Source organism: Campylobacter vicugnae, from assembly GCF_002139875.1.
In the GTDB taxonomy this organism is placed as follows: domain Bacteria; phylum Campylobacterota; class Campylobacteria; order Campylobacterales; family Campylobacteraceae; genus Campylobacter; species Campylobacter vicugnae.
The window spans coordinates 1108537-1130938 of record NZ_CP018793.1 but is presented as its reverse complement, the minus strand read 5'-3'; the positions used below and the strand labels follow the sequence as shown (position 1 = coordinate 1130938).

Sequence of the window (22402 nt, the reverse complement as noted above, 5' to 3'; positions counted from 1 at the left end):
CACCAAAAATTAAGGCAATAATATGGACAAATTCGATTTAAATAGTAAATTTACACCAAGCAAAGATCAGCAAAATGCTATTGATAATATTGTAAATGCTTTTAATAATGGAGCAAAATATAGCGTTCTTTTGGGGGTTACAGGTAGTGGTAAAACTTTTACTATGGCAAATGTAATAAAGCAGTTAAATATCCCAACGCTAATAATGACACACAATAAATCTTTAGCAGCGCAATTATATAGTGAATTTAAAGGATTTTTTCCTAATAATCATGTGGAGTATTTTATTAGCTATTATGATTATTATCAGCCTGAGGCATATATCCCAAGACAAGATTTATTTATAGAAAAAGATAGCGCTATAAATGATGAATTAGAGCGCCTAAGGCTCTCAGCTACGGCAAATTTGCTTGAACACGATGATACTATCGTGATAGCTAGTGTATCAGCAAATTATGGTCTAGGTAATCCAGCTGAGTATAAGGGTATGATTATTACTTTAGAGCGTGGTATGCAAATTAGCCAAAAAGAGCTACTTTTAAAGCTAGTTGATATGGGGTATAAAAGAAATGATAGCTACTTTGATAGGGCTGATTTTAGAGTTAATGGAGATGTGATAGATATCTATCCGGCTTACTTTAATGATGAGGCGATAAGGCTTGAGTTTTTTGGTGATGAGATAGAAGAAATTTATCACTTTAACGCACTAGAGAATAAAAAAACTAAAAATTTAAATCGCTTTATACTATATGCAACAAGTCAGTTTGTAGTGGGCGAAAATAGACTTAAAGAGGCGATAAAGGGAATTGAGGCTGAATTAGAAGATAGGCTTAAATTTTATGAGAGTCAAGGAAGATTAGTAGAGTATCAAAGGCTAAAACAAAGGGTGGAATTTGATCTAGAAATGCTAGCTACCACTGGAAGTACAAAGGGCGTGGAGAATTATGCAAGATATCTAACAGGTCAAAAGCCAGGAGAAACGCCATACTCGATGTTTGATTATTTTGAGATGAGTGGGCAGGATTATCTAATTATAGTTGATGAGAGTCATGTGAGTTTGCCACAGTTTCGTGGAATGTATGCAGGTGATAGAAGTAGAAAAGAGATCTTAGTAGAGTATGGATTTAGATTGCCTAGTGCGTTAGATAATAGACCGCTTAAATTTGATGAGTTTATAGCTAAAAAGGGGAAATTTCTATTTGTATCTGCTACTCCAAATGAGTATGAAATTCAGCTAGCAAACAATCATATATATGAGCAAATTTTACGCCCAACTGGGCTTTTAGACCCTGAGATAGAGGTGATAAGTAGTGATAATCAAGTTGAAGTTCTTTATGATAGAGCAAAAGCTGTAATAGAGCGAGGCGAGAGAGTGCTAATAACTACTTTAACTAAAAAGATGGCTGAAGAATTAACAAGATACTATCTAGAACTAGGATTAAAAATTAAATATATGCACTCTGATATTGATGCTGTGGAGCGAAATGAGCTAATACGCGGCCTAAGGCGCGGGGATTATGATATTTTAGTTGGGATAAATTTGCTTCGTGAGGGGCTAGATTTACCTGAGGTGAGTCTAGTGGCAGTAATGGACGCAGATAAGGAGGGGTTTTTGCGTTCTAAAACTAGTCTTATTCAAACTATGGGGCGTGCAGCTAGAAATGTAAATGGTAAAGTTATACTATTTGCTAATAAAATAACTAACTCAATGCAACAAGCCATAGATATTACAACGGCTCGCCGTAAGTATCAAGATGAGTATAATAAAGCAAATGGAATAATCCCAAAAAGTGCTAGCAGAAACATAGAAGATAGCCTAAAAGAAGAGGAGGCTCCAGCACTATACACCAAAGCTAAAAAACTTGAAAAAATGCCAGCTAATGAGCGCGCTAAGATGGTAAAAGAGCTAAGGGCTATGATGCTAGAAGCGGCTAAAAATCTTGAGTTTGAAAAGGCAGCTACTCTTCGTGATGAGATTGCTAAGCTAAGACAAATTTAATATCGCTGCTTTGCTATATGCTGTATAAAATATTTTATGATGTTAAAGTGGTGATTTTGAACTAAGCTTTTATATCACCTTTTAAATTTATTTTAAAAGCGATATATTTGAATTAGCTTAGCGTTGTGATTTTTTGAAAATTTGATATGCTTTAATGCTTAAATAAACCAAAATGAAAGCACCTGCGATTAAGATATAATCAAGTCCGTTCATTATTTACTCCTTTTTGCTATATATTGCTATCCCTTCAAGAATAGCTAAAAAGCCTTTAGCTTTTGCTTTGCTAAATTGCCAAGCAAAAGCACAATTTGCAAAATACTAAGTTTGATTTTAAGCAAATTTAAATATTTAAAATTTTTTGTTTTGCAATTACTGCGTGATTTTGCTACATTTTAGGCTTACTTGATTATTTTGTTCGTTAAATTCATATAGATATTGGCTGGTTTTAAATTTAATATTTGGCTCATGCTTAAGCTTTTTATTTTGAGCTATTTTATCCATTAGCCACTCATAATTATTTGCCACTAATAGCTTCATACTCATACCCATTCCGTGGTTTAGGTCTTTGATAAATTTACCATCGATTCTTGATTTATCGCTTACGATATCAAGAGTAGCATCAAAGCCATTGGCTTGTAATTGCTCATAAAATTTAATCTTTTCATCAATTGGCGCTACGCTATCACCTTTTACATGATAGCATTTAAAAATCGGTTTTGGATAGTTGCTAAGTACTTTTAGATGATTAGGTTCATTGACATCTCTAATCTCATATCTAGAGCGACTAAAATAGTTTGGGCTTTGTGAGTTTGATGTCCAGTAGGTCTTATCTGAGACACATAGATGAAAGTTTTCATTATCTCTACTATCTCGCCTATATTTAGTAAAGTCAATCTCTTTACCAAATCCAATAGTACGGAATGTTCCTTGTTGGTAATCTTGCTTATCAAAGATTTGAGTGCTTAGGTTCCAGCCGCAGTTATCTAGTATTGCATCTACTGCCCATGGGGCAAATTTAGCACAGAGATTAGCTATATATCCACCATGGCTAGAGCCTACATAGATCGTAGCAAGCCCCCCCCCATTTTTACAACTTGGAGATACTTTAAATGGTGGATTGTTTTTGATATATAAAACAGAGTTGATCACATCAAGAGCAGCCATTAGACCAAAATTTTGATACTCTCCATTTGGTGGAGCTAGAGTCATATGAATTGGGAGTTTAAAATCTAATCTTAGTTTGCCAGTAATCTTTTGCATACCTATAAAGTTAAATAGATGTTCATTAATATAATTCCAAATTTCATCTGAGTCCATCTTGGTTAGTTTTATATCATCTGGAATTGGGTTACCTATACTATCAGCTACTGTTTTTAATATTAATTCATCTATCTCATCAATGCTAAATTTTGCCGCTGGTGGATTGCTTTTGACACCAAAATAATTTACAGTAATTACAGCTGCGTCCATATCTCTTGCTATGCTTTGGGCTAGCTTGCTTCTGTAATAAGCATCGCCATCTTCGCCAAGACCTGGAATTACAGTAATAATAGATCTAATCTCTTTGGCGTTATCATAGGTGAGTTTAAATTCAAGTTTTGAGTCTCTTTTGATATCTAGCTCAGCATCGTTTATGCCATCTATTTGATAGCTTTTGGTTTGTATCATTTAGAGCCTTTTATGTTATTTATAATTCTTACTGTATCTTTAGCAATGGCTAGTTCTTCATCTGTAGGAACGATGATAATACGAACTAAAGTATCAGGCTGACCGATTCTGCGTGGTTCATCTTTGGATTCTTTATTTTTTACTTTATCTAACTTAATACCAAAAATCTCTAGTCCATCGCATATAGCTTCTCTGATTCTAGAATCATTTTCGCCAATTCCAGCAGTAAATATGATAGCATCTATTTTGCCTAAAATTGCAATATATGAACCGATATATTTTTTAACTTTTAAAACAAACATATCAAATGCAAGCTTAGCATTTTCATCGCCTTCATCCATCTTTTGTTCTATTACACGCATATCGTTGCTACCGCCAATAGCTAGAAGGCCAGATTTTTTATTCATAATATTATCTACTTCTTCGCCACTCAAATTTGCATTTTTCATCAAAAATGGCATAATAGCTGGATCAATGCTGCCACAGCGTGTCCCCATCATAAGACCCTCAAGCGGAGTTAGCCCCATTGTAGTATCAATACATTTGCCATCTTTAATAGCTGCTATGCTAGCACCGTTGCCAAGGTGTAGAGTAATACAGCTAAATTTATCATAATCAATGCCTAAAATCTTAGCTCCAGCTTTAGAAACAAACTGATGAGATGTGCCGTGAAAGCCATATTTGCGTATTTTGTATTTTTCGTAAAATTCAAGTGGTAGAGCATACATATAAGAGCTTTTTGGCATTGTTTGGTGAAATACCGTATCAAACACAGCTATATTTGGAATATCTGGGCGAACTTTTAGCGTCTCTTTCATACCTGCTAAGTGAGCTGGATTGTGAAGTGGAGCAAGTGGAATTAGCTCTTCTATCTTTTGCATTACGCTTTCATCTATTAGTACTGCATCTGTGAATATATCAGCACCTTGAACTACTCTGTGGCCTACGCCATCAATCTCATCTAGGCTATTTACTACTCCAGAATTAAATAACAACTCATTCATAATATCTATACCTTGAGCGTGGTTAGTTATAGGTCTAGATATCTCTTTGATACTTCCGTGAGCAGTTGAGATTTTGGCAAATGAGTTGTCTGAGCCTATTTGTTCTATTAATCCTTTACACATTACGCTCTCATTGCGCATATCGTAGAGTTTAAATTTGATAGAGCTACTACCAGAGTTAATAACTAAAATTTTCATTTATTCTCCTTGAATTGCGCTAATTAATACAGTATTTACAATATCTTCAACTAAACAACCACGACTTAGATCGTTAATTGGCTTATTTAATCCTTGCAATATTGGACCGATAGCTAGAGCGTTTGCTGTTCTTTGAACTGCTTTATAGCAGATATTTCCACAATTTAGATCTGGAAATATAAATACATTTGCATTTCCAGCAACTTTTGAATTTGGTAGTTTTTTGGCTGCTACTACTGGATCTATGGCAGCGTCAAACTGGATTGGCCCTTCTACATCTAGGCTTGGGTCTAACTCTTTTAAGATTTTAGTAGCCTCTATAATAGCATCAACGCTTGGGCCACTTCCGCTATCTCCAGTAGAGTAGCTTAGCATAGCAACTTTAGGCTCAAAGCCAAACTCACGAGCTGTAGCAGCAGTGGCAATAGCAGCACCGGCTAGATCTTTTGGTGTAGGATTTGGCATAATAGCACAATCTGCATAGAAGTGAATTTGACCATTAGCACACATAATAAAGCTGCCGCTAACGCTAGTAACTCCTGGTTTTGTCTTGACAAATTGAAGTGCTGGGCGGATAGTTTGGGCTGTGGTTGTGCTAGCTCCACTTACCATAGCATTAGCTAAGCCTTTATATACTAGCATTGTGCCAAAATATGTTCTATCTTTAATTAGCTCTTTTGCTTGAGCTAGCTCCATACCTTTACTCTTTCTAAGTTCATAAAGAGTAGTAGCAAACTCATCTATAAGATCGCTTGTAGCTGGATTTATAATATCTGCTTTATCTAAATTTAATCCCAATTCATTGGCTCTTTGGCTGATTTGACCTTTATCTCCAAGCAAGGTAATACCAACTGCATTGCTTCTAAGTAGTATATCACAGGCTTTAAGAATTCTATCATCATCGCTCTCAGGCAAGACTACTCTTTTTGGTTTTTGGGCTGCTTTTTGGTATAAAAGGGTTTCAAATTTAAGAGGAGTTATATAGTTGCTTTGTAGATTGCTAATCTCATCTATATCGCAAATAGATTTAAATCCTAGTAGTTTTGCTTTATGAGCATTTTGCTTACTAAGTAAAAATGGTGCATTTAAATTGCGAGCTAACACGCTATCAAGAAGTTCATCGCCAGAGCCTACAACTATTATAAACTCAGCTTTTATGCTATCAAATTTAGCCATTACGGCTTTGATTAGCTCATTTTCTTTTCCATTTTGTAATAAATTTATAGCCTCATCAGGGTTAAAAACTCTAAAATTATCTTGATTATCAAAACTAATGGGTAAAAATGTAACACTTTGGGCAAATTTGGAATTTAGCTTAGCTCTAAATTCGCTATTTTCATAATCGTTTTTGAATATATATATAGCTTTTAGCATTGTTTTATCCTATATTTGGTATCATTTTGTGGTATTATTAGTATATTGTATCATAAAATTGAGAGTTATTTATGAAAAGAAGTTCTTTTTTTATTCTATTTTGCTTAACTGGTGTAGTATTTAGTGGTTGTACTACTGGGGCTGATCCGCATATTTCTATGGCTCCGCCTGCATATGTAGAGGAGCTGCCAAGTCGAGTGCAAGGCAATGGAGCTGGTAATCCTGGAAGCTTATTTGGCAAGGGGGATAATCCGTTATTTTCAGATAGAAAAGCTATGAATGTAAATGATATAGTTACTGTAATTATAAAAGAAAATGCAAATCAAAGCTCACAAGCTGACCGTTCAACTTCTAAAGATAGCCTAACATCATTAAACGGTGGAGCATTTACTACTCCAGCTGGTTCGCCACTTCAAGGCCCATTAAATGATGTAAATAAAATTGCTGGTATAGGATTTAGCGCTGGAAGTGGAAGTAGCTATGCAGGTGGCGGGACAACTAGTAGAGTTGAGGCATTTACTACTACAATATCAGCTAGGATTATTAAGGTTTTAAGCAATGGTAACTATTTTATAGAAGGTAGTAAAGAGATATTGCTAAATAATGAAAAACAGATAATGCAAATTAGTGGAGTAATTAGGCCATATGATATTAGTCAATATAATGAGATAGAATCTAGACATATATCTGATGCTAAGATTTTATATCGTACAGAAGGCGATTTGCAGCGTGCAACTGATAAACCGTGGGGAACTAGGGTTTTAGAGACTATTTGGCCATTTTAATTGAACATAGGATTGATAATAAAGAAGCTTTAAACTGTTTCTTTATTATTTTCTATAGCCCAGCATAGTCTAATACCATATAAAAATATAATCCAAGAGATATATATCCAGATTATAAAAAATAATAAAATAGAAAATGAGCCATATATACTAGCGTAAGTTTTATTATAAAATGAGTATTGGATAAAGCCCCATTTTGATAGCGACCAAGCTAGTGAGCTAATAAATGAGCCAACAGCTATGCTTTTAAATGATAATTTTTTGTTGATACTAATTAGATATGTAATAGCAAAAATTGCCCAGATTATAATATGAGGAAATATAGCTAGAAAATTTATTGAGCTTGTAAATTCGCTACTTTTTAATATAGATTGAATAAAACTAGATAGCCAAAATGAAAGACCTAACCCAAGAGGCATAAGGGTTGTTAGCGTCCAATAATTGCTAAGACTTTGCCAAAATCCCTTTTGAGGTAGGTTTGAAATTTTAGAGATAACATAGTCATATTCATTAAAAAATAATAAACTAGTAAAAAATATCGCTACAACTCCCATCACTCCAAGCGAACTAGAGTTGCTTAAAAATTGATCTAGATATTGAGTGATATTTTGGCTTGGAAGTAAATTTGAGTAGATAAATTCCTTTATCTTAGCATAATAATCAGCAAAATTTGGCATAGTAGTAAAAATGCTAAGCGATACAAAAATAATAGGAATTATTGAAAGTAAAGTGTGAAAGCTAAGACTAGCAGCAAAATGAAATATCTGCTTATCTCTTAGCTCTTTTATAATAATCTTAGCAATTTTTTTAGCTTCTTGCATTAAAGTCCCATTTTAAATGGATTGAGTATATTATTTGGATCAAAGGCTTTTTTGATTGATCTAAATAGCTCCATCTCCCCATCGCTAAATGCTAAATGCATAAAAGGAGCTTTTGATATTCCAATGCCATGTTCGCCACTTAAAGTACCACCAAGCTCAACAGTAGCTTTAAAAATTTCAGTAATAGCCTCATGACCTCTTTCTACGGCTTTTGGATCAGATTTATCTACCATTACATTTGTATGGACATTGCCATCGCCTGTATGGCCAAAGCATGGAGTAACTACATCATATTTGGCTGAAATTTGAGCTATTTTATCAAGAAGCTCAGGAAGCTTTGAGCGTGGAACGGTGATATCTTCATTTAGTTTTAGGCTGCCATACATTGTGATTGCTTGAGAGCAGTTGCGTCTAGCAAACCATATATCAGCACTCTCTTGTTCATCTTTTGCTACTTTAAAATCTATAGCTCCATTTTGCATAAAGCAATCTTTGATAATTGCTAAATCTCCATCAATTACATCTAAATTTGGACCATCAACATCGCTAATTAATATCGCTCCAGCATCAGTTGGTAGGCCTTTGTTGAATTTTTGTTCAACTGCTTTAATGCTTAAAGAATCCAAAAACTCCATAGCTACAGGAGTTACACCGGCTGCCATTGTTTTATATACAGCATTCATTGCTGAATTTACGCTTGGGAATACTCCCATTGCTGTTTTTTTGAATTTAGGTTTGGCAATTAATTTTAGAGTAATCTCTGTGATTACTGCTAGGCTTCCTTCACTTGCAATTAAGATACCAGCGATATTGTATCCAGCTACATCTTTAATAGTTCTTTTACCTGCTCTTATAATCTCTCCATTAGGCAATACAGCACGCAAAGCCATTACATAATCTTTGGTAATTCCATATTTTGCAGCACGCATTCCGCCTGCGTTTTCACTTACATTGCCACCTATGCTGCTATAGTTTTCACTAGCTGGATCTGGTGGATAAAATAGTCCTACTTCTAGTGCGGCTTTTTGTAAATCCATATTGATCACACCTGGTTGAACCACAGCAACCATATTTTGCATATCTATTTCAAGAATTTTATTCATATGTTTTTCAAAACTTAAAACTACGCCACCGCTACTAGCTAAAGCTCCGCCAGTAAAGCCACTTCCAGCGCCTCTTGGGACGATTATTATACTGTTTTCATTGCAATATTTTAAGATTGCGCTTACATCATTTTCATCTCTTGGAAATAAAACTCCATCTGGTTCATAGCGTTTTTTGGTTGCATCATAGCAGTAGGCGATCTGGTGGGCTTTGTCAAATTTGGCATTATCTTTACCTATTAAATTCTCAAAATATTTTATATGTTTAGAATCCATATTTATCCCCTTATCTAGCTAAAAGTTTCTTGTAATATTTATCATAATTGCCAATTTTAGCACCATCTAGCTTCCAAAATACTGTATCTATATTTTTAATTCTTGTATAAAATGGCAACTCATAATAACCTACGCTACCTGTTTTAAATTTATGCAACACTTCAAAGCTACCACAATCAGCAAAAACAGCCTCATTATCAAGTGCTATAAATATAAGTCCGGCTGCATTTTGCGCACACATTTTGCGAAAATCAGATCGGCTTGGGTTTGGCTTATACTCATAGCTTAAATAAGCAGCTATAATATCAGGATGAATAAAATCAATATTACTAAAAGCTTTAGTAACTTGATCATAAATTTCTTTGTTTGGGACTACGATTAAAGATCTATTATACATAAAATTTAAAATTACTTCATCGCCAGCTTGCGGCAAGATAGTAGGAAGTGGAAGTGCTGTTTGCTTAAGTTGGTCAAATAGCTCAAATCTTAAATTTGCATAGCCATCTTTTTTGCTAGTTACTACAGCACGAGCTATTATAGTTTTGCTACCATCTTCTAGCTTATGCAATACAACGCCGCTTGAGCCGACTATAAAACTATCATTATCTATGATTGTAGCACTACCTTGATTGGTGCTTAAAATTAGATTGTAGCTTGGTTTTAAGTCAAATTTAGCGCCAAAACTAAATGAATATATAGCAAAGATTAAAAGTATAATTTTTCTCAATTTATATCCCCTTTTTAAATTCTTTTTATAAATTTGGCCATAATTATATCTTAGTTTGGGTAAATGTTTGCAAAGTGTAAATAATTTTAAGTTATAATTGCAAAATTAATCTGCTTTTAATAGGGTTTTTAATGAAAAAATTTATCTTATTTATTTTAACTTTTATGAATTTATATGCAGCAACTACAAGCGTTGAAGAGCTGACATGGCCACAAGGCGATACATTTTTGACCTTTTTAGAAAGACATAATATACCACTATCTATATATTATAATCTCTCAGGAGAAGATAAAGAACTAGCCAGTGAGTTGAGTGCTGGAACAAAGTTTCAAATTTTAAGAGATACAAATGATAATATTAGTCAAATTTTAATACCGATAAGCAATGAGATTCAAATTCATGTTTTTAAAGATTTTAATGATGATTATTCTTTAGATTTTATTCCAATTGTTTATGAAAATGAAAATTTCATACTAAATGTAGAGATAAATGACTCACCATATAGAGAGATAAAAAGAGCAACAAATGACGAGGCTTTAGCTAATTCGTTTAATAAAGCTTTTAGCGGAAGTATGAATTTTAAAACTTTGCAAAAGGGTGATAGATTAGCTATAGTATATGAGCGTAAAAAGCGTCTTGGTAGGTATATTGGTGAGCCAAATATCAAAGTTGCTATGATAGAGACAAGAGGCAAAAAAAATTATATATATAAATTTAATGATGTATTTTACAACGCTAATGGCAAAGAGGTTGAAAATTTCTTACTTACTAGACCGATACCAAATGCAAGAATTAGCTCAAGATTTAACCCTAAAAGATTTCACCCGGTATTAAAAAGATATAGAGCCCACCTTGGCACTGACTATGCTGCACCAAGAGGCACTAAAATTTATGCTGCCGGTGATGGCGTGGTAAGCTTTGTAGGTACTAAAGGTGGATATGGTAAGACTGTAACAATTCAGCACTCAAGTGGATATATGACGCTTTATGCGCATGTAAATGGCTATGCTAAAGGTATAAAAAAAGGCAAAAAAGTAAAAAAAGGCCAACTAATAGCATATGTTGGTAGTACTGGACTTAGCACAGGACCGCATTTGCACTTTGGATTGTATAAAAATGGCAACGCTATAAATCCAGAATCAATAGTCAAAATCACTAAATCTGAATTAAGTAAAAGCAAAAAAATAGAGTTTAACAAGTTAAAAGAGAGTCTAAATAGTCAAATTCAAGCTAGTTTCCAAAACCATACAAATAAAGCTCCACTTGAAGAAATAGCAAATATAACAGAGATATAATTATGCCAAATAAAAATCTAGAAGAGGTAAAAGAGCAACTTCAAAAGCATATAATAGATGAAAGCGAACTAAGCCCTGCTGATATAGCAAGTCATTTAAAGAGATTAAAAACTCATGATGAAGATGAGTATGCAAAGTATCTAGAAAAGCTTGATCCGCAAACTCTTGGTGAAGCAGCTATGGAGATGCCTGAGCATATGCTGCGTGATGTGATAGAAAATATCCCAAACGATAAGATAGCTGAGGCGATAGATGAGCTTGAGAGTGATGATGCTACTGACCTTATACAGACTATAGAAGAGATAGATGAAGAAAAGGCTAAAGAATTATTTAGCTCGCTTGAGATAGATAGCCAAAAAGAGATTAGCAAGCTTATAAATTATGAAGAGAATGAAGCTGGTGCATATATGCAAACAGAGCTATTTAGCGCTAGATTAGATGAGAGTCTAGGCAGCGCTATAGCTAGATTTCGCATTATGAAACAAGAAGATAAGATAGAAAATGTTTTTTCGCTTTTTGTTGTAGATGAAGGTGGAGTGCTAAAATATACAATTGCACTTGAGGATCTAATAACTTATGACTTTAATCTAAATTTAAGTCAGATAGTAAGTCAAGATGAGGAGAAATTTAAGCCACATTTTGCAATTGATAGTGATGATATAAAGATAGCTGCTGATATGATTATGGATTATGATTTAAGTGCGATTGCTGTAACTAATAGAGCTGGTGTGCTACTTGGCCGCATTACAACAGATGATATTCACGATTTTTTAGAAGAGAGTGCAACTGAACAGATCTATAATCTAGCAGGTGTTGATGATGAAGCCGAAGAAGAGGGGCTTGTAAAAACTGGACGCGCTAGGGCTGCTTGGTTGTTTGTGAATTTAATTACAGCGATTTTGGGTGTAATTGTGATTGGCTTTTTTGAAAAGTCTATTGAGAGTTTAGTAGCGCTTGCAGTATTAATGCCAATAGTTGCTAGTATGGGTGGCAATGCTGGAAACCAAACCTTAGCCGTTACAGTAAGAAGGCTTGCCCTTGGAGAGATTGAGCTTGGTGACTTTTGGGCTGTACTTAAAAAAGAGATAATAATGGCAGTTTTTAACTCGCTGATTTTTGCTATATTTTTAGGAATTTTAGTAGGAATTTGGTTTGATATGCCTATGCTTGGAGTAGTTATTGGTGTAGCGATGATTGCTAATATTATTATGGCGGCATTTTTAGGTACATTTATTCCACTTACGCTAAAGCGTGTAGGGCTTGATCCGGCTGTAGGTAGCACAGTTTTTTTAACTACTGCAACTGATATTATTGGATTTTTTGTATTTTTGGGGTTAGCAACATGGATTTTACTATAAGCAATTTAAGGGTTGTGCCACTAAAGGAGTCAAAATTTGTAAAGCCTTTTAGTATTTTATATACTCAAGATGGCAAGGATAAACGCTGGGACTGCGTAGAGGCGCATGATAGCGTAAGTTGTCTTTTATATCATAAAGAATTTGATTCATTTTTATTTGTTAGGCAATTTCGTCCATCTGTATGGTATTATCAAGATAAAAATCAAATTCAAGCCAAAAATGGTCTTACATATGAGCTTTGTGCTGGAATTATGGATAAGGGGCTAGATGCTAAAGCAACTATAATTGAAGAGGTTATGGAAGAAACTGGATATAGCTTAAATGATGTAGAGCGTGTTACTAGTAGTTTTACAGCACTTGGGTTTGGGGCTAATTGTCAAGTTTTATTTTACGCTCAAATTGATGAGAGTATGAAGCTTGGCTTAGGTGGTGGTATCGATGATGAAAAGATAGAGCTGGTATTTATAAAGCGTAGCGAGATTTTAGATTTTATATATGATGAGAGTAAAATAAAAGCCCCAAATTTACAATTTTCTATCCTTTGGTGGATGATTAATAAAAATCCAAAATAACTTAAAGCCATTTTGGATTTTTAGTAAAGCTTACACTAAGCCAGATTTTATAACTTGGAATCTCTAGCCCTCGCTCAATCTTGTCTCTGATTAGATCAAGTTCATCTATGCTTTGAAGCTTAAATGATTCACCCATTAAGATATTTACTTCGATCATAAAAAATCTTCCACTTTTTGCTACATGTGTATCATAGTCGCTAAAATTATACTCTTTTGATATATTTTGTAGTAGCTCATCTATCTTATCATCCATATCTTTTGGTGCTACCATCACAAGATCAGCTAAGTTTTTAATAAATACCTTAAGCGGCATAATGCCTAAAAAAATAGATAAAACTACTAAAAGTGTAGGATCTAGATATTTTGCCCAGATGGTTTGATTATCTTTATCAAATAACCATATCGCACCAAAGGCCAAAAAGCCACCAAGATATAAAACGCTATCAATTAGCCATTCAAGACTATCTACAGAGATTAATGGAGATTGTAAAATCTTAGCCTTATATGATGTAAAAAGCCAAATTCCAATAGATAAAAGCATAGAAAAAAATGAGTAAAACATCGCTTTATCAAATTCTACCTCATATCCGCCGCTTAAAATTCCTTGAATTCCATTTATAAGCGCATAAATACAAAGCAGAAGTAAAATCAAGCTTTTAAATAGATTTACCATCGGTTCAAAACGCATATACCCATACTGAAAAGTATCATCATCTTCTTTATATATAAATTTAGATGTAATTACGCTAAGTAAGATTAAAATAATAGATAAAAATGCCACTAATCCATCAAATATAATAGCTTTTGAGCCAATATAAATTCCATATGCTATTCCAAAAATAGCAAGCACAACCGCACAGCATAGTGAAATTTTTAATACAAATTGCTCTTTTTGGCTCTGCATTAGCGGCTGTTCTATATTATTACGAATCTTTTTATATTTATTTTGTGGTCGTTTTATCATTATATATTTGTTATCTCATCTAATTTTTCATTGCTGTGATGATGTATAAATATCATCTCGGCTACTTTTAACATACCTTTTGTGATGTTTTTCATTAATGCCGTATCATTCATCAAAGATGTAGCCATTTTATTTGTGATTTTTTTATTTATGATAAGTATATCAAAATCAAATTCACTATCATACTCATAGTAAATTTTGCGTAAATTTTTAATTTGAGTCTCTAGCTCATCAGGGTCTTTGATACTTGCTATTTTATACATAATGCGAAGACTTTCTAGCATTTCAACTCTTAATTTATCATACTCCTCTTTTGCATATTGATTGGAGCTAGTGATATATCTATAGATATTTGGTTGTGTATTTTTCATATCTTTTAATGCTTCAGCCATAATTAATGCAGCGCGTCTAATATCCATAAATTTGCTTAGTTGTTCAGGTTTAGCATTGGCCCCAGCTAGTATAGCGTAGTCTATGATTTGGCTATATATCTCTTTAAATCTATTATTATATAGCTCATCGTAATCCATTTTGATAGGAGTTTGTCTTGAGTTGATTATGCTTTTGGCTGATATATTATCGTTTTGTATATCATTACTATTTATACTAATAGCCTTAGCTATAATAGAGTTTGCATTGGCATATAGATGAAGAATCTCTTTGCTTAAAACTTCAAGCGCACTATCTGGAAACTGAAGAGATTGTTCATCAAGATATTTGGCACTATCAATTTTACTTCTTTTGCGTGAGTCTTTCATAAATTTATTTAGTAATTTTTCTATAACTGGAATTAATGGGTAGAAAATTACTACACCAACAGCATTAAAATATGATAAAAATACCGCAAGTCTAAGTGTATAATCATCGCTAGCAATTCCAAAATAATCACTAGTAATATCAGTAATATACATAAAAGGAGTAATTAAAATAATGCTGATAATAGCACACGAGACATTAAATAATACATGGGCTACGGTAAGTTTTTTGCCTTCGATATTGGCATTTAGTGAGCCAATAACAGCCATTACGGTTGATCCTACATTTGATCCGATTGCAATTCCTACGGCATTTTCATATGTTATTTGACCTACGCTTAGAGCTGCAATAGCTAGAGTTAATGAAGCGTGTGAGCTTTGTATTAATACAGTAACAATAATCCCTACAAATGTATAAACAAGCAATCCACCAAGCCCAGACATTGCAAATTGAGATAGATCAATGCTATCTTTGATATGATCAAAACCGCCTTTCATATATGAAATACCAAGAAATAAAAGCCCGATACTAAATAAAAAATATCCAAAGCCTTTGATTTTTTCAGTTTTATTAACCATACATAACATACCAATTACAATAAGTGGCATTGAGTATGCTGCTATATCTACTTTTAGTCCAAATCCAGCCAAAAACCAACCAGTAGTTATAGTGGCTAAATTTATTCCATAAATAATAGAAAGACCAGAAGCTAAAGAGATTAATCCAGCGCTTAAAAATGATATTGCAAGTACGCTAACAAGGCCGCTTGATTGCATTATGGTTGTGCTAACTGAACCAAATATAAAGCTTTGAAAATTGCTTTTAGTCATCTTTTTAAGGAAAGTCTCTAGACTTGCCATCATTGAAAAGCTTTTTTCTAATACGCTCATTGCATACAAAAATATACAAACCCCAAAAATAATAGTAAGAAAACTTTGACTAATATACATCAAAACAGATATTAAAACTATAAAGCTAAAAAATAGAATATTTTTCATTAAAAGCCTCTTGAGTTTTTCTCTAATAGAACATGGCTTAAAAATATTACAAAATATATTTGTAAAAATAGCCCAACAAATGGAATTAAAGTGATAATATAAAATAGCACTGAAGCGCTAAAGAATTTTATTCCACCGCCTTTTTGTAGATCAATCTCAAAAATTAAGCTATCAGATGTATTGCTAGCTATATCTATTAATATAAGGCGATAAAATAGATAGAAAAATGGCAAATTTAAAATAAATAAATTTACTACTGGAATAAATAAAAGCGGAATACAAATTAAAAAAATCAATATAAATTTAATAAAAGTAACCCCTATTGCCTTAAAAACTCTAAAATTGCTTGGCAAGGGAGTTGTATTATAATTATAATATTTTTGATTTATAAATTTAACTATATATGGAGTTAAAAATCCAGTAATTATAGCAGCAATTATAACGCTTAAGATGATAGCTAAAAATATGCCAACTACATAAAATGATGAGGTTATCATAAATTTTACAAAGCTTAAAGATAGTAGCCAAGCTATAAATCCACCTTGATCAATATAAATTTGAATTTGTGGCTGAGCAAAAATATTAAAAATATCATCGCCAAAATATATAACTAACCCTACTAAACTAACAAGAGAAACCACAAGCGGCAAAAAAGATAATAAAATGAATCTAAAGGTTAAAAAATCGCCCAATGAGCGTTTAATTATATTATTCATTTGAGATTTTTTGGTATTGGTTTTCAAGTTTAGAGTAGATCTCATCTACGCTATTTATGCCGCTTTGTAGTATCTCATTCATTATAGCATTATCTTCTATGCCATTCCATATTTTTTTATAGGTGCCATCTTTATAGCCGTGATCTTGACGGAATTTATTTAAAACATTTTTGCCAATATAGATATTAAATAATTTTTGTAAATTTACTCCGCATTTTAACGATACTCTAAAATAATCTCTTAAAAGATCAAAGAAATTTATATTAAATCCACTACATCGATTGATTATAAGCTCAGTATCATTTATAATCTCATATATGCTATACTCTTTTATATTATATGGCTCTTTACAAAATTCATTAAATCCACTTGAAGCCATGATATTATCGGTCAAACTATCTATATCGCCAAGTGAATTTATCTTATAGCTCTCTAGTCCAAAGCTCATAATAAAATGCCAAATATCAACAATCTCAATAGCGATATTATCTATATCTAAAGGAGCATTTATAGACTTCCAATGTTTCCATGCAAAACTATCAATTAGTTCAGCACACTCCATATATATGCAGCGTTTCCAGTTGATTAATTTGCCATCTTTAGTAAAGCCACTTTCCCAGCCAATACCATTTGTATCATCATTGAGTTGTTGCTGGAGCTGTAGCATCTCTTTTATTAAATTTCTATATATCATAATTTTGCCTTAAAATTTTAAAATCAAAGATTATACAATAATTTAGTTAATGATTGAATTTGAAGTTAAAATTTGGCAAAATACAAATCTTGCTAGATTAGCAAGCTTATGCGTAATAGTTTAGGCTATCTTGTGGCTTAATCATATTTTCAAATAATTTGTGAGTCTGTTCTAGTAGATTTTTGTTGATATTATTATTTCTAGTTTTATTCTCTTTTAGCATCTCATCAAGCATATCTAAAAGCGATCTTTTTAGTTCTATTTTTGCATCACTATTGGCTAAATTTGGTAGCTCTTTTTTAAGCGAGTTGGCAATGTTTGAGATTGTCTCATCGCTAAAAGGCTCATTTTCTTTAATTTGTTTCATAAAATCATCAATTTTTGGTCGTAGCTCTTGCATCGCTTTTGCTATTTCAAGTTTATCTTGCTCACTTAATCCATTATCGCTATTTAATTCAAATTTATATCCATAGGAGTGGCTAAGGCTTAGAGTCTGCTCTTTTGAATCTTTAGAGGTTTTACTAGAGTAGGCTAACTCTTTATTATCATACATTGAAAGATTAATAGTATCACCTGAACTAGTTTTAAAAGAGTAGTTAAACGCATTATATGAAGCGTTTGCATAGTTATTTGTTATCATATGAATTCCTTAAAACTTTATAATAATATCGGCAAAAAAGTGATTTATTTTAAGCCAAATTTGGCTAAAATCAAGCAAAAATAGTGCCAAAATGAGTATAAAATGGATGAGAAAATAGTTAAATTTATTAAAAGTCAGCATATATTAACTCTTGGGGTAAATGGAGAAAATGGAGCCTATCTTTGTAGTTGTTTTTATGCTTTTATTGAGCCAAATTTGATTATTGTTGCTTTTGGTGATGAGAGCTATCATGCTAAGGTAGTTCAAAATGATAATAGAGTTTTTATCAATATAGCTTTGCAGACAAAAATATTGGGTAAAATTCAAGGCCTACAAGCTAGTGCAATAATTAGTAAAAGTCAAGCCTTAGAGCATAAAGATGCCTATATATCTAGATTTACATACGCACGATTGATGAGGTTAAATATTTATACAATTAGATTAAAGTGGCTTAAATTTACAGATAACACTCTAGGGTTTGGTAAAAAAATCGAGTTAAATTTAGATTGATGCGTTAGCAATTTGCTTAATTAATTTATTTAGCGATTTTTTACTAATTGGCTTTACTATAAACTCATATACGCCAAGCTCTAAAGCCTTTTGGCGTTGAGCCATATCTGTACTAATAGCAATTACGGGAATATCTTGTAAGTATTGGCGTTTTTTAAAATTATTTAAAAATTCAAACCCATTAAGACGAGGCATATATATATCTAAAAGTATTAAATTAATATCAAATCTACTCTCTAAAATCTCCATTGCCTCCAATCCATCTTTGGCTGTAGTGATGCTAGAGATATAGAGATTTTCAGCCAAGATTAGCTCTAAAAGTTTTAGGCTAATTTCATCATCAATTGCAAGTATATTTAGCTTAATCATTGCAGTAGCTCTTTTATCTGGTTTTCTAAATCAGATTTACTAATATTTGTATTAATCATCAAAGCAAATTGCGCTTTTATATGGGTTGGTATTTTGATGTTTGGTTCTACAAATAGCACCACTTTGCTTTTAAAATTATGCAACTCATAACTAGTTTGAACTATATTTAAGATCTTTTGAGCATCAAATGAAGTGTTGCTATAATCTATTAAAATCAATCTATAAGCTCTATTTTGCATAATATCTTCAAACTCTTCAAATGAATCAGTTGTATCTATGCTATGGCAGACTTTTGATAAAACAGCTTGGTAAATTCTATTTTCCATTTTGCTCTTTTTAAATAGCAATATATCTCTTGTATCATCAAGAGCATTTAATGGGTCTTTATTGCCAATGCTTGATAAAATTTCTATAATCTGTGATTTTAAAAGAGGCTTTTGCAAGTAGTAATCAAATAGCAAATTTGTCTTATTTATCTGCTCTTTGGAGCTTGAGAGCATTGCTATTATAGGCGTTCTTTCTATATCTTTTTCATCTTGAGTATTAATTATATTTGCTGTAGCTATTAAAGCATTTTGTTTATTTAGCGCAATATCAGTAAATATAGCATCATAGTTATTAATCAAAGTAAGCTCATATAGACTTTTGCCATCATTTACCACATCTACATTTGTGCAAATTTCTTCAAACATCTCTTTTGTTTTTTTGCTTGTATCATTGGTGCCTATTAAAATTTTTAGATCATATTTTTGGATAGATTTTAAGCTATTTAAAAGAGCATTGATTAATGAGATTAGGCTAGGGCTAAAGCCATGATTTAGCTCTTGATACTCTATATGTTTTGGATTTTTATCATTTTGAAATTTGCCAATTATTGGAGTTGTATTTGGCTCTACTGCTACGCCAAGATATTTTAAATATAAATTTATAATTTCTAAATTTGCTTCATCTATATTGGCTTTATTAATTGAAACTTTAGAGCCTTTAAATATATTTTCGTAGCTTTTATATTTATTTGAATGAAGTTTTAGAGTTAAATTTATACTAAATTCGCTACCTTTTTTTAGCTGACTTTGGACATCTATTTTGCTATTTAACATCTTAGCGTAATGGTTTATTATACTTAGTCCAAGACCGGTTCCACCATAGGTTTTTGATATATTTTCATTAGTATAAAAGTTATCAAAAATCTTGCCAATAGCATTTTGTGTAATTCCAATTCCGCTATCTTTTACTATAAAGCTAAAGCTAATATCGCTATTTGTAGATGATGTTTTTTTGACATATATGGATATTTGACCGCCACTTTGAGTAAATTTAATAGCATTATCAATTAAATTTATAGCTATTTGTCTGATCTTTTCTTCATCACTAAATACAGTTACCATTAGTTCTGGATCAATATAATAAGTTAGAGTTAAATTCTTAGCTATTAATCTATTAAAATATGAAGATATAATCTCATTAAATAGATCATAAAGCAAAAATTCACTTTCATAAAGCTCTACATTGCCGCCTTCAATTTTAGCCATATTTATGATGTTATTTATAGCTTTTAGTAGATTTTGGGTGCTTTGTTCGATGATATCAATTAGCTCTTTTTCATCTTTGCCTAATGAGCGACTTTTTAAAAGCTCACTAAAGCCCATTATGCCATTTAATGGAGCTTTAATCTCATGAGATATATTGGTTAAAAAGACAGTTTTTGACCTACTATCACTTTGGGCTATATCCTTTTGTGCGATAATTTTATCTAAGGCTTCATTGATAATCTTATGGCCACTTTCTAGTGTTGCTGCTGAGGTGGATTCAAGTAGATTAGTTGCTGAGACTGATTTGATTTTTTTAATAATTTTAGATAGATTATCTATATTGGCTTTTATATAATTTTTTGTATAATATGATATTAGTGATAATACAATACTAATCACCCAAATTATAAAAGCAATGATAGAATCAAATAAAATCTTATTAGAAAACTCATCTAGTTCAGTTTTTATCTGCGAACTGATCGCATCTTGAATTTGATATGAAAATCCCAATTCGCTACTGATTAGATCATAATATTTTTGTGCTAAATAGCTACTTGGCGAACCATTTTCTATAAGCTCTATTGTAAAGGTGCTAAGGTTATTTATAGCTTGTTTATACTCATCGCTTTTAAATATAGATTCTATGGTGCTTTTAGCATAGCTATCTGGTAAATGGCTGTAATCTAATTTATTATTGCGTATTAGATCAAGCCATAAAAGCAACTCATCAGCATTAAGGGTTCTGTGGTTTATGATATTGGCTACTAGATCTCTTTTAGCACTTATAGCAATGGTATTAGAGTATGATGATACAAAAGTAAATATAAATAAATTTAATCTATGAGATACATTGTAGTTTCTTAGTTTTTGAATTTCATCTTTAATTAATAAATTTATATCTCTATAATAGCTTAAGATTTCAGTTTTATTGAAATTTGGATCATCTAGAGTATGGCGTATTTGCGGTAGTAATTCAAGTCTATTTAAGATAGGGTTTAAACCTATTGTATCAAAGTGGAGATTTTTGATATGCTCAATTGTGTGATCTGTAATTTGGCGATTTATATTTTTGCTTGAGACATCATTGATAATCATCTCTTTATCTAGCTCTTTAGATAAATTTACTAAATCAAGCGAAATGGCAAATTTATATCTTAGATCTTTTAAATTCATATTAATATTATATTGCGATATCAAATACCAGCTAGATATCAAAAATATAACAAATAGTGGCAAAGTCGCAATCAAGCGTAAAATTCCAAGTAGGCTAAAATATGATCTCATTACATCTCGCTTTTAATTATATTTTCTATATTATCTATAAATTGCATATATTTATAAAACTCATCATTAAGCAGTTTTTCATCATTAGTTGATTGGATATTTATTAGAATTTGGCAAAATTCAGTTAATTTTAGATTAGTTGCTAGTAAAGCAAGCTCTCTTATAGTATCATTAGCATCTATTAGTAGTAGTTTTGCCTCATATAGCGACTCATATTTTTCTTTGGCAATTTGACTAAATTCCAAAATTCTACGCTTAAACTCAACTGAATCTAGACGACTAAGATATAAGATATCCCAAAGCCATCTATTTTTATCATTAACATATGCTAGACGATTTCCATCAAATAGTAATTTTACACTGTAATAATGTTCATTTACATCCTTTAAATTTACCACCTCTACAGCTATTTTTACACTCATTATCTCGCCATTATCAAGCTTAATTTGCATATCTTGGATATTGCTTTGAGATTGAGAGATTATTAGGTCTATGTAGTGATTTTGAGCATTATATAGCGGACTAGTTTCTAAAAAATAGTCGCTTACATCATTACAACTTCTAAAAAAATCTTCCGGAGTTAAAAAGCCAAAAAGCGAAAGCCCCTCACTGCTGATGCCGATCATTTCATAGTTTTGATTATAAAGTATCATATTAAATTCCAAAATAAATTTATTGATTTTAGCGTAATTTGCTTTAGATAGAATTTAAATATATATATGCTAGATAAATTTATAAAATTCAAAGCAGTTTAAGTAA

The 22402-nt window shown here is 32.1% G+C and carries 20 protein-coding genes; 6 read left to right on the top strand and 14 right to left on the bottom strand.

Features of this window, described 5'->3' with window-relative positions; translation table 11 throughout:
- Positions 1 to 22 precede the first annotated feature (22 nt).
- Complete coding sequence (gene uvrB, locus CVIC12175_RS05845) at positions 23 to 1999, top strand: excinuclease ABC subunit UvrB (protein WP_086315913.1); 1977 nt, start codon at positions 23 to 25, stop codon at positions 1997 to 1999.
- Positions 2000 to 2368: 369 nt separating this feature from the next.
- Here the strand turns inward: uvrB and CVIC12175_RS05840 are convergent, their stop codons facing one another.
- The 3 genes from CVIC12175_RS05840 to pta are packed head-to-tail and all read right to left on the bottom strand — an operon-like array spanning position 2369 to position 6243.
- On the bottom strand, positions 2369 to 3667 hold the full coding sequence (locus CVIC12175_RS05840; RefSeq protein WP_086315912.1) for a DUF2920 family protein: 1299 nt from the start codon (positions 3665 to 3667) through the stop codon (positions 2369 to 2371).
- A complete protein-coding gene (locus CVIC12175_RS05835; protein ID WP_086248774.1) occupies positions 3664 to 4869 on the bottom strand; it encodes an acetate kinase in 1206 nt (401 codons plus the stop codon). Before CVIC12175_RS05835 ends, CVIC12175_RS05840 begins: the two co-directional genes overlap by 4 nt.
- A complete protein-coding gene (pta, locus tag CVIC12175_RS05830; RefSeq protein ID WP_086256917.1) occupies positions 4870 to 6243 on the bottom strand; it encodes a phosphate acetyltransferase in 1374 nt (457 codons plus the stop codon).
- Positions 6244 to 6314: 71 nt separating this feature from the next.
- Between pta and flgH the strand changes: the two genes are divergently transcribed.
- Positions 6315 to 7028 carry a flagellar basal body L-ring protein FlgH gene (gene flgH / locus CVIC12175_RS05825; protein ID WP_086256240.1) on the top strand — a complete coding sequence of 238 codons (714 nt, stop codon included), beginning with the start codon at positions 6315 to 6317 and terminating at the stop codon, positions 7026 to 7028.
- Positions 7029 to 7057: 29 nt separating this feature from the next.
- Here flgH and CVIC12175_RS05820 read toward each other — a convergent pair whose 3' ends face one another.
- Genes CVIC12175_RS05820 through CVIC12175_RS05810 form a run of 3 tightly spaced genes read right to left on the bottom strand, consistent with a single transcriptional unit; the run spans position 7058 to position 9955 of the window.
- Positions 7058 to 7849, bottom strand: coding sequence for a YhjD/YihY/BrkB family envelope integrity protein (locus CVIC12175_RS05820; RefSeq protein WP_086256241.1), 792 nt, complete (start codon positions 7847 to 7849; stop codon positions 7058 to 7060).
- Positions 7849 to 9228: an FAD-linked oxidase C-terminal domain-containing protein gene (locus CVIC12175_RS05815; protein ID WP_086315911.1), complete on the bottom strand. Its 1380-nt coding sequence runs from the start codon at positions 9226 to 9228 to the stop codon at positions 7849 to 7851. The genes CVIC12175_RS05820 and CVIC12175_RS05815 overlap by 1 nt, the downstream gene beginning before the upstream one ends.
- A 10-nt stretch (positions 9229 to 9238) precedes the next feature.
- Positions 9239 to 9955: a plasminogen-binding N-terminal domain-containing protein gene (locus CVIC12175_RS05810; protein WP_086256291.1), complete on the bottom strand. Its 717-nt coding sequence runs from the start codon at positions 9953 to 9955 to the stop codon at positions 9239 to 9241.
- Between the two features lie 131 nt (positions 9956 to 10086).
- Here CVIC12175_RS05810 and CVIC12175_RS05805 point away from each other — a divergent pair, with 131 nt between their 5' ends.
- From CVIC12175_RS05805 to CVIC12175_RS05795, 3 genes are read left to right on the top strand one after another with little or no spacing between them, the layout of a single operon-like run.
- Positions 10087 to 11250 (top strand): peptidoglycan DD-metalloendopeptidase family protein, encoded by a 1164-nt coding sequence (locus CVIC12175_RS05805; RefSeq protein WP_086256243.1) that lies wholly within the window; start codon positions 10087 to 10089, stop codon positions 11248 to 11250.
- Between the two features lie 2 nt (positions 11251 to 11252).
- Positions 11253 to 12608 carry a magnesium transporter gene (gene mgtE, locus CVIC12175_RS05800; RefSeq protein WP_086256244.1) on the top strand — a complete coding sequence of 452 codons (1356 nt, stop codon included), beginning with the start codon at positions 11253 to 11255 and terminating at the stop codon, positions 12606 to 12608.
- Positions 12593 to 13180 carry an NUDIX hydrolase gene (locus CVIC12175_RS05795; RefSeq protein WP_086315910.1) on the top strand — a complete coding sequence of 196 codons (588 nt, stop codon included), beginning with the start codon at positions 12593 to 12595 and terminating at the stop codon, positions 13178 to 13180. Before mgtE ends, CVIC12175_RS05795 begins: the two co-directional genes overlap by 16 nt.
- Before the next feature lies 1 nt (position 13181).
- On the opposite strand, the gene CVIC12175_RS05790 is transcribed toward CVIC12175_RS05795, so the two are convergent.
- The 5 genes from CVIC12175_RS05790 to CVIC12175_RS05770 form a co-directional block, all read right to left on the bottom strand.
- Positions 13182 to 14144, bottom strand: coding sequence for a cation diffusion facilitator family transporter (locus CVIC12175_RS05790; RefSeq protein WP_086315909.1), 963 nt, complete (start codon positions 14142 to 14144; stop codon positions 13182 to 13184).
- Positions 14144 to 15898: a Na/Pi cotransporter family protein gene (locus CVIC12175_RS05785; RefSeq protein WP_086248784.1), complete on the bottom strand. Its 1755-nt coding sequence runs from the start codon at positions 15896 to 15898 to the stop codon at positions 14144 to 14146. The genes CVIC12175_RS05790 and CVIC12175_RS05785 overlap by 1 nt, the downstream gene beginning before the upstream one ends.
- Positions 15898 to 16659 carry an EI24 domain-containing protein gene (locus CVIC12175_RS05780; protein WP_086315908.1) on the bottom strand — a complete coding sequence of 254 codons (762 nt, stop codon included), beginning with the start codon at positions 16657 to 16659 and terminating at the stop codon, positions 15898 to 15900. The genes CVIC12175_RS05785 and CVIC12175_RS05780 overlap by 1 nt, the downstream gene beginning before the upstream one ends.
- The gene (gene dut / locus CVIC12175_RS05775) at positions 16607 to 17308 is read right to left on the bottom strand and encodes a dUTPase (RefSeq protein ID WP_086315907.1); all 702 of its coding nucleotides are present in this window, start codon (positions 17306 to 17308) and stop codon (positions 16607 to 16609) included. The genes CVIC12175_RS05780 and dut overlap by 53 nt, the downstream gene beginning before the upstream one ends.
- A 106-nt stretch (positions 17309 to 17414) precedes the next feature.
- A complete protein-coding gene (locus CVIC12175_RS05770; RefSeq protein ID WP_086256248.1) occupies positions 17415 to 17948 on the bottom strand; it encodes an ATP/GTP-binding protein in 534 nt (177 codons plus the stop codon).
- A 102-nt stretch (positions 17949 to 18050) separates the two neighbouring features.
- Here CVIC12175_RS05770 and CVIC12175_RS05765 point away from each other — a divergent pair, with 102 nt between their 5' ends.
- A complete protein-coding gene (locus tag CVIC12175_RS05765; RefSeq protein ID WP_086254577.1) occupies positions 18051 to 18458 on the top strand; it encodes a hypothetical protein in 408 nt (135 codons plus the stop codon).
- Here CVIC12175_RS05765 and CVIC12175_RS05760 read toward each other — a convergent pair.
- From CVIC12175_RS05760 to CVIC12175_RS05750, 3 genes are read right to left on the bottom strand one after another with little or no spacing between them, the layout of a single operon-like run.
- The gene (locus CVIC12175_RS05760; RefSeq protein WP_086315906.1) at positions 18450 to 18827 is read right to left on the bottom strand and encodes a response regulator; all 378 of its coding nucleotides are present in this window, start codon (positions 18825 to 18827) and stop codon (positions 18450 to 18452) included. The genes CVIC12175_RS05765 and CVIC12175_RS05760 overlap by 9 nt on opposite strands.
- Entirely contained in the window at positions 18824 to 21643 is a 2820-nt protein-coding gene (locus tag CVIC12175_RS05755) for a hybrid sensor histidine kinase/response regulator (protein ID WP_086315905.1), read from the bottom strand. Before CVIC12175_RS05755 ends, CVIC12175_RS05760 begins: the two co-directional genes overlap by 4 nt.
- Positions 21643 to 22296, bottom strand: coding sequence for a hypothetical protein (locus CVIC12175_RS05750; RefSeq protein ID WP_086256923.1), 654 nt, complete (start codon positions 22294 to 22296; stop codon positions 21643 to 21645). Before CVIC12175_RS05750 ends, CVIC12175_RS05755 begins: the two co-directional genes overlap by 1 nt.
- Positions 22297 to 22402: the final 106 nt, after the last annotated feature.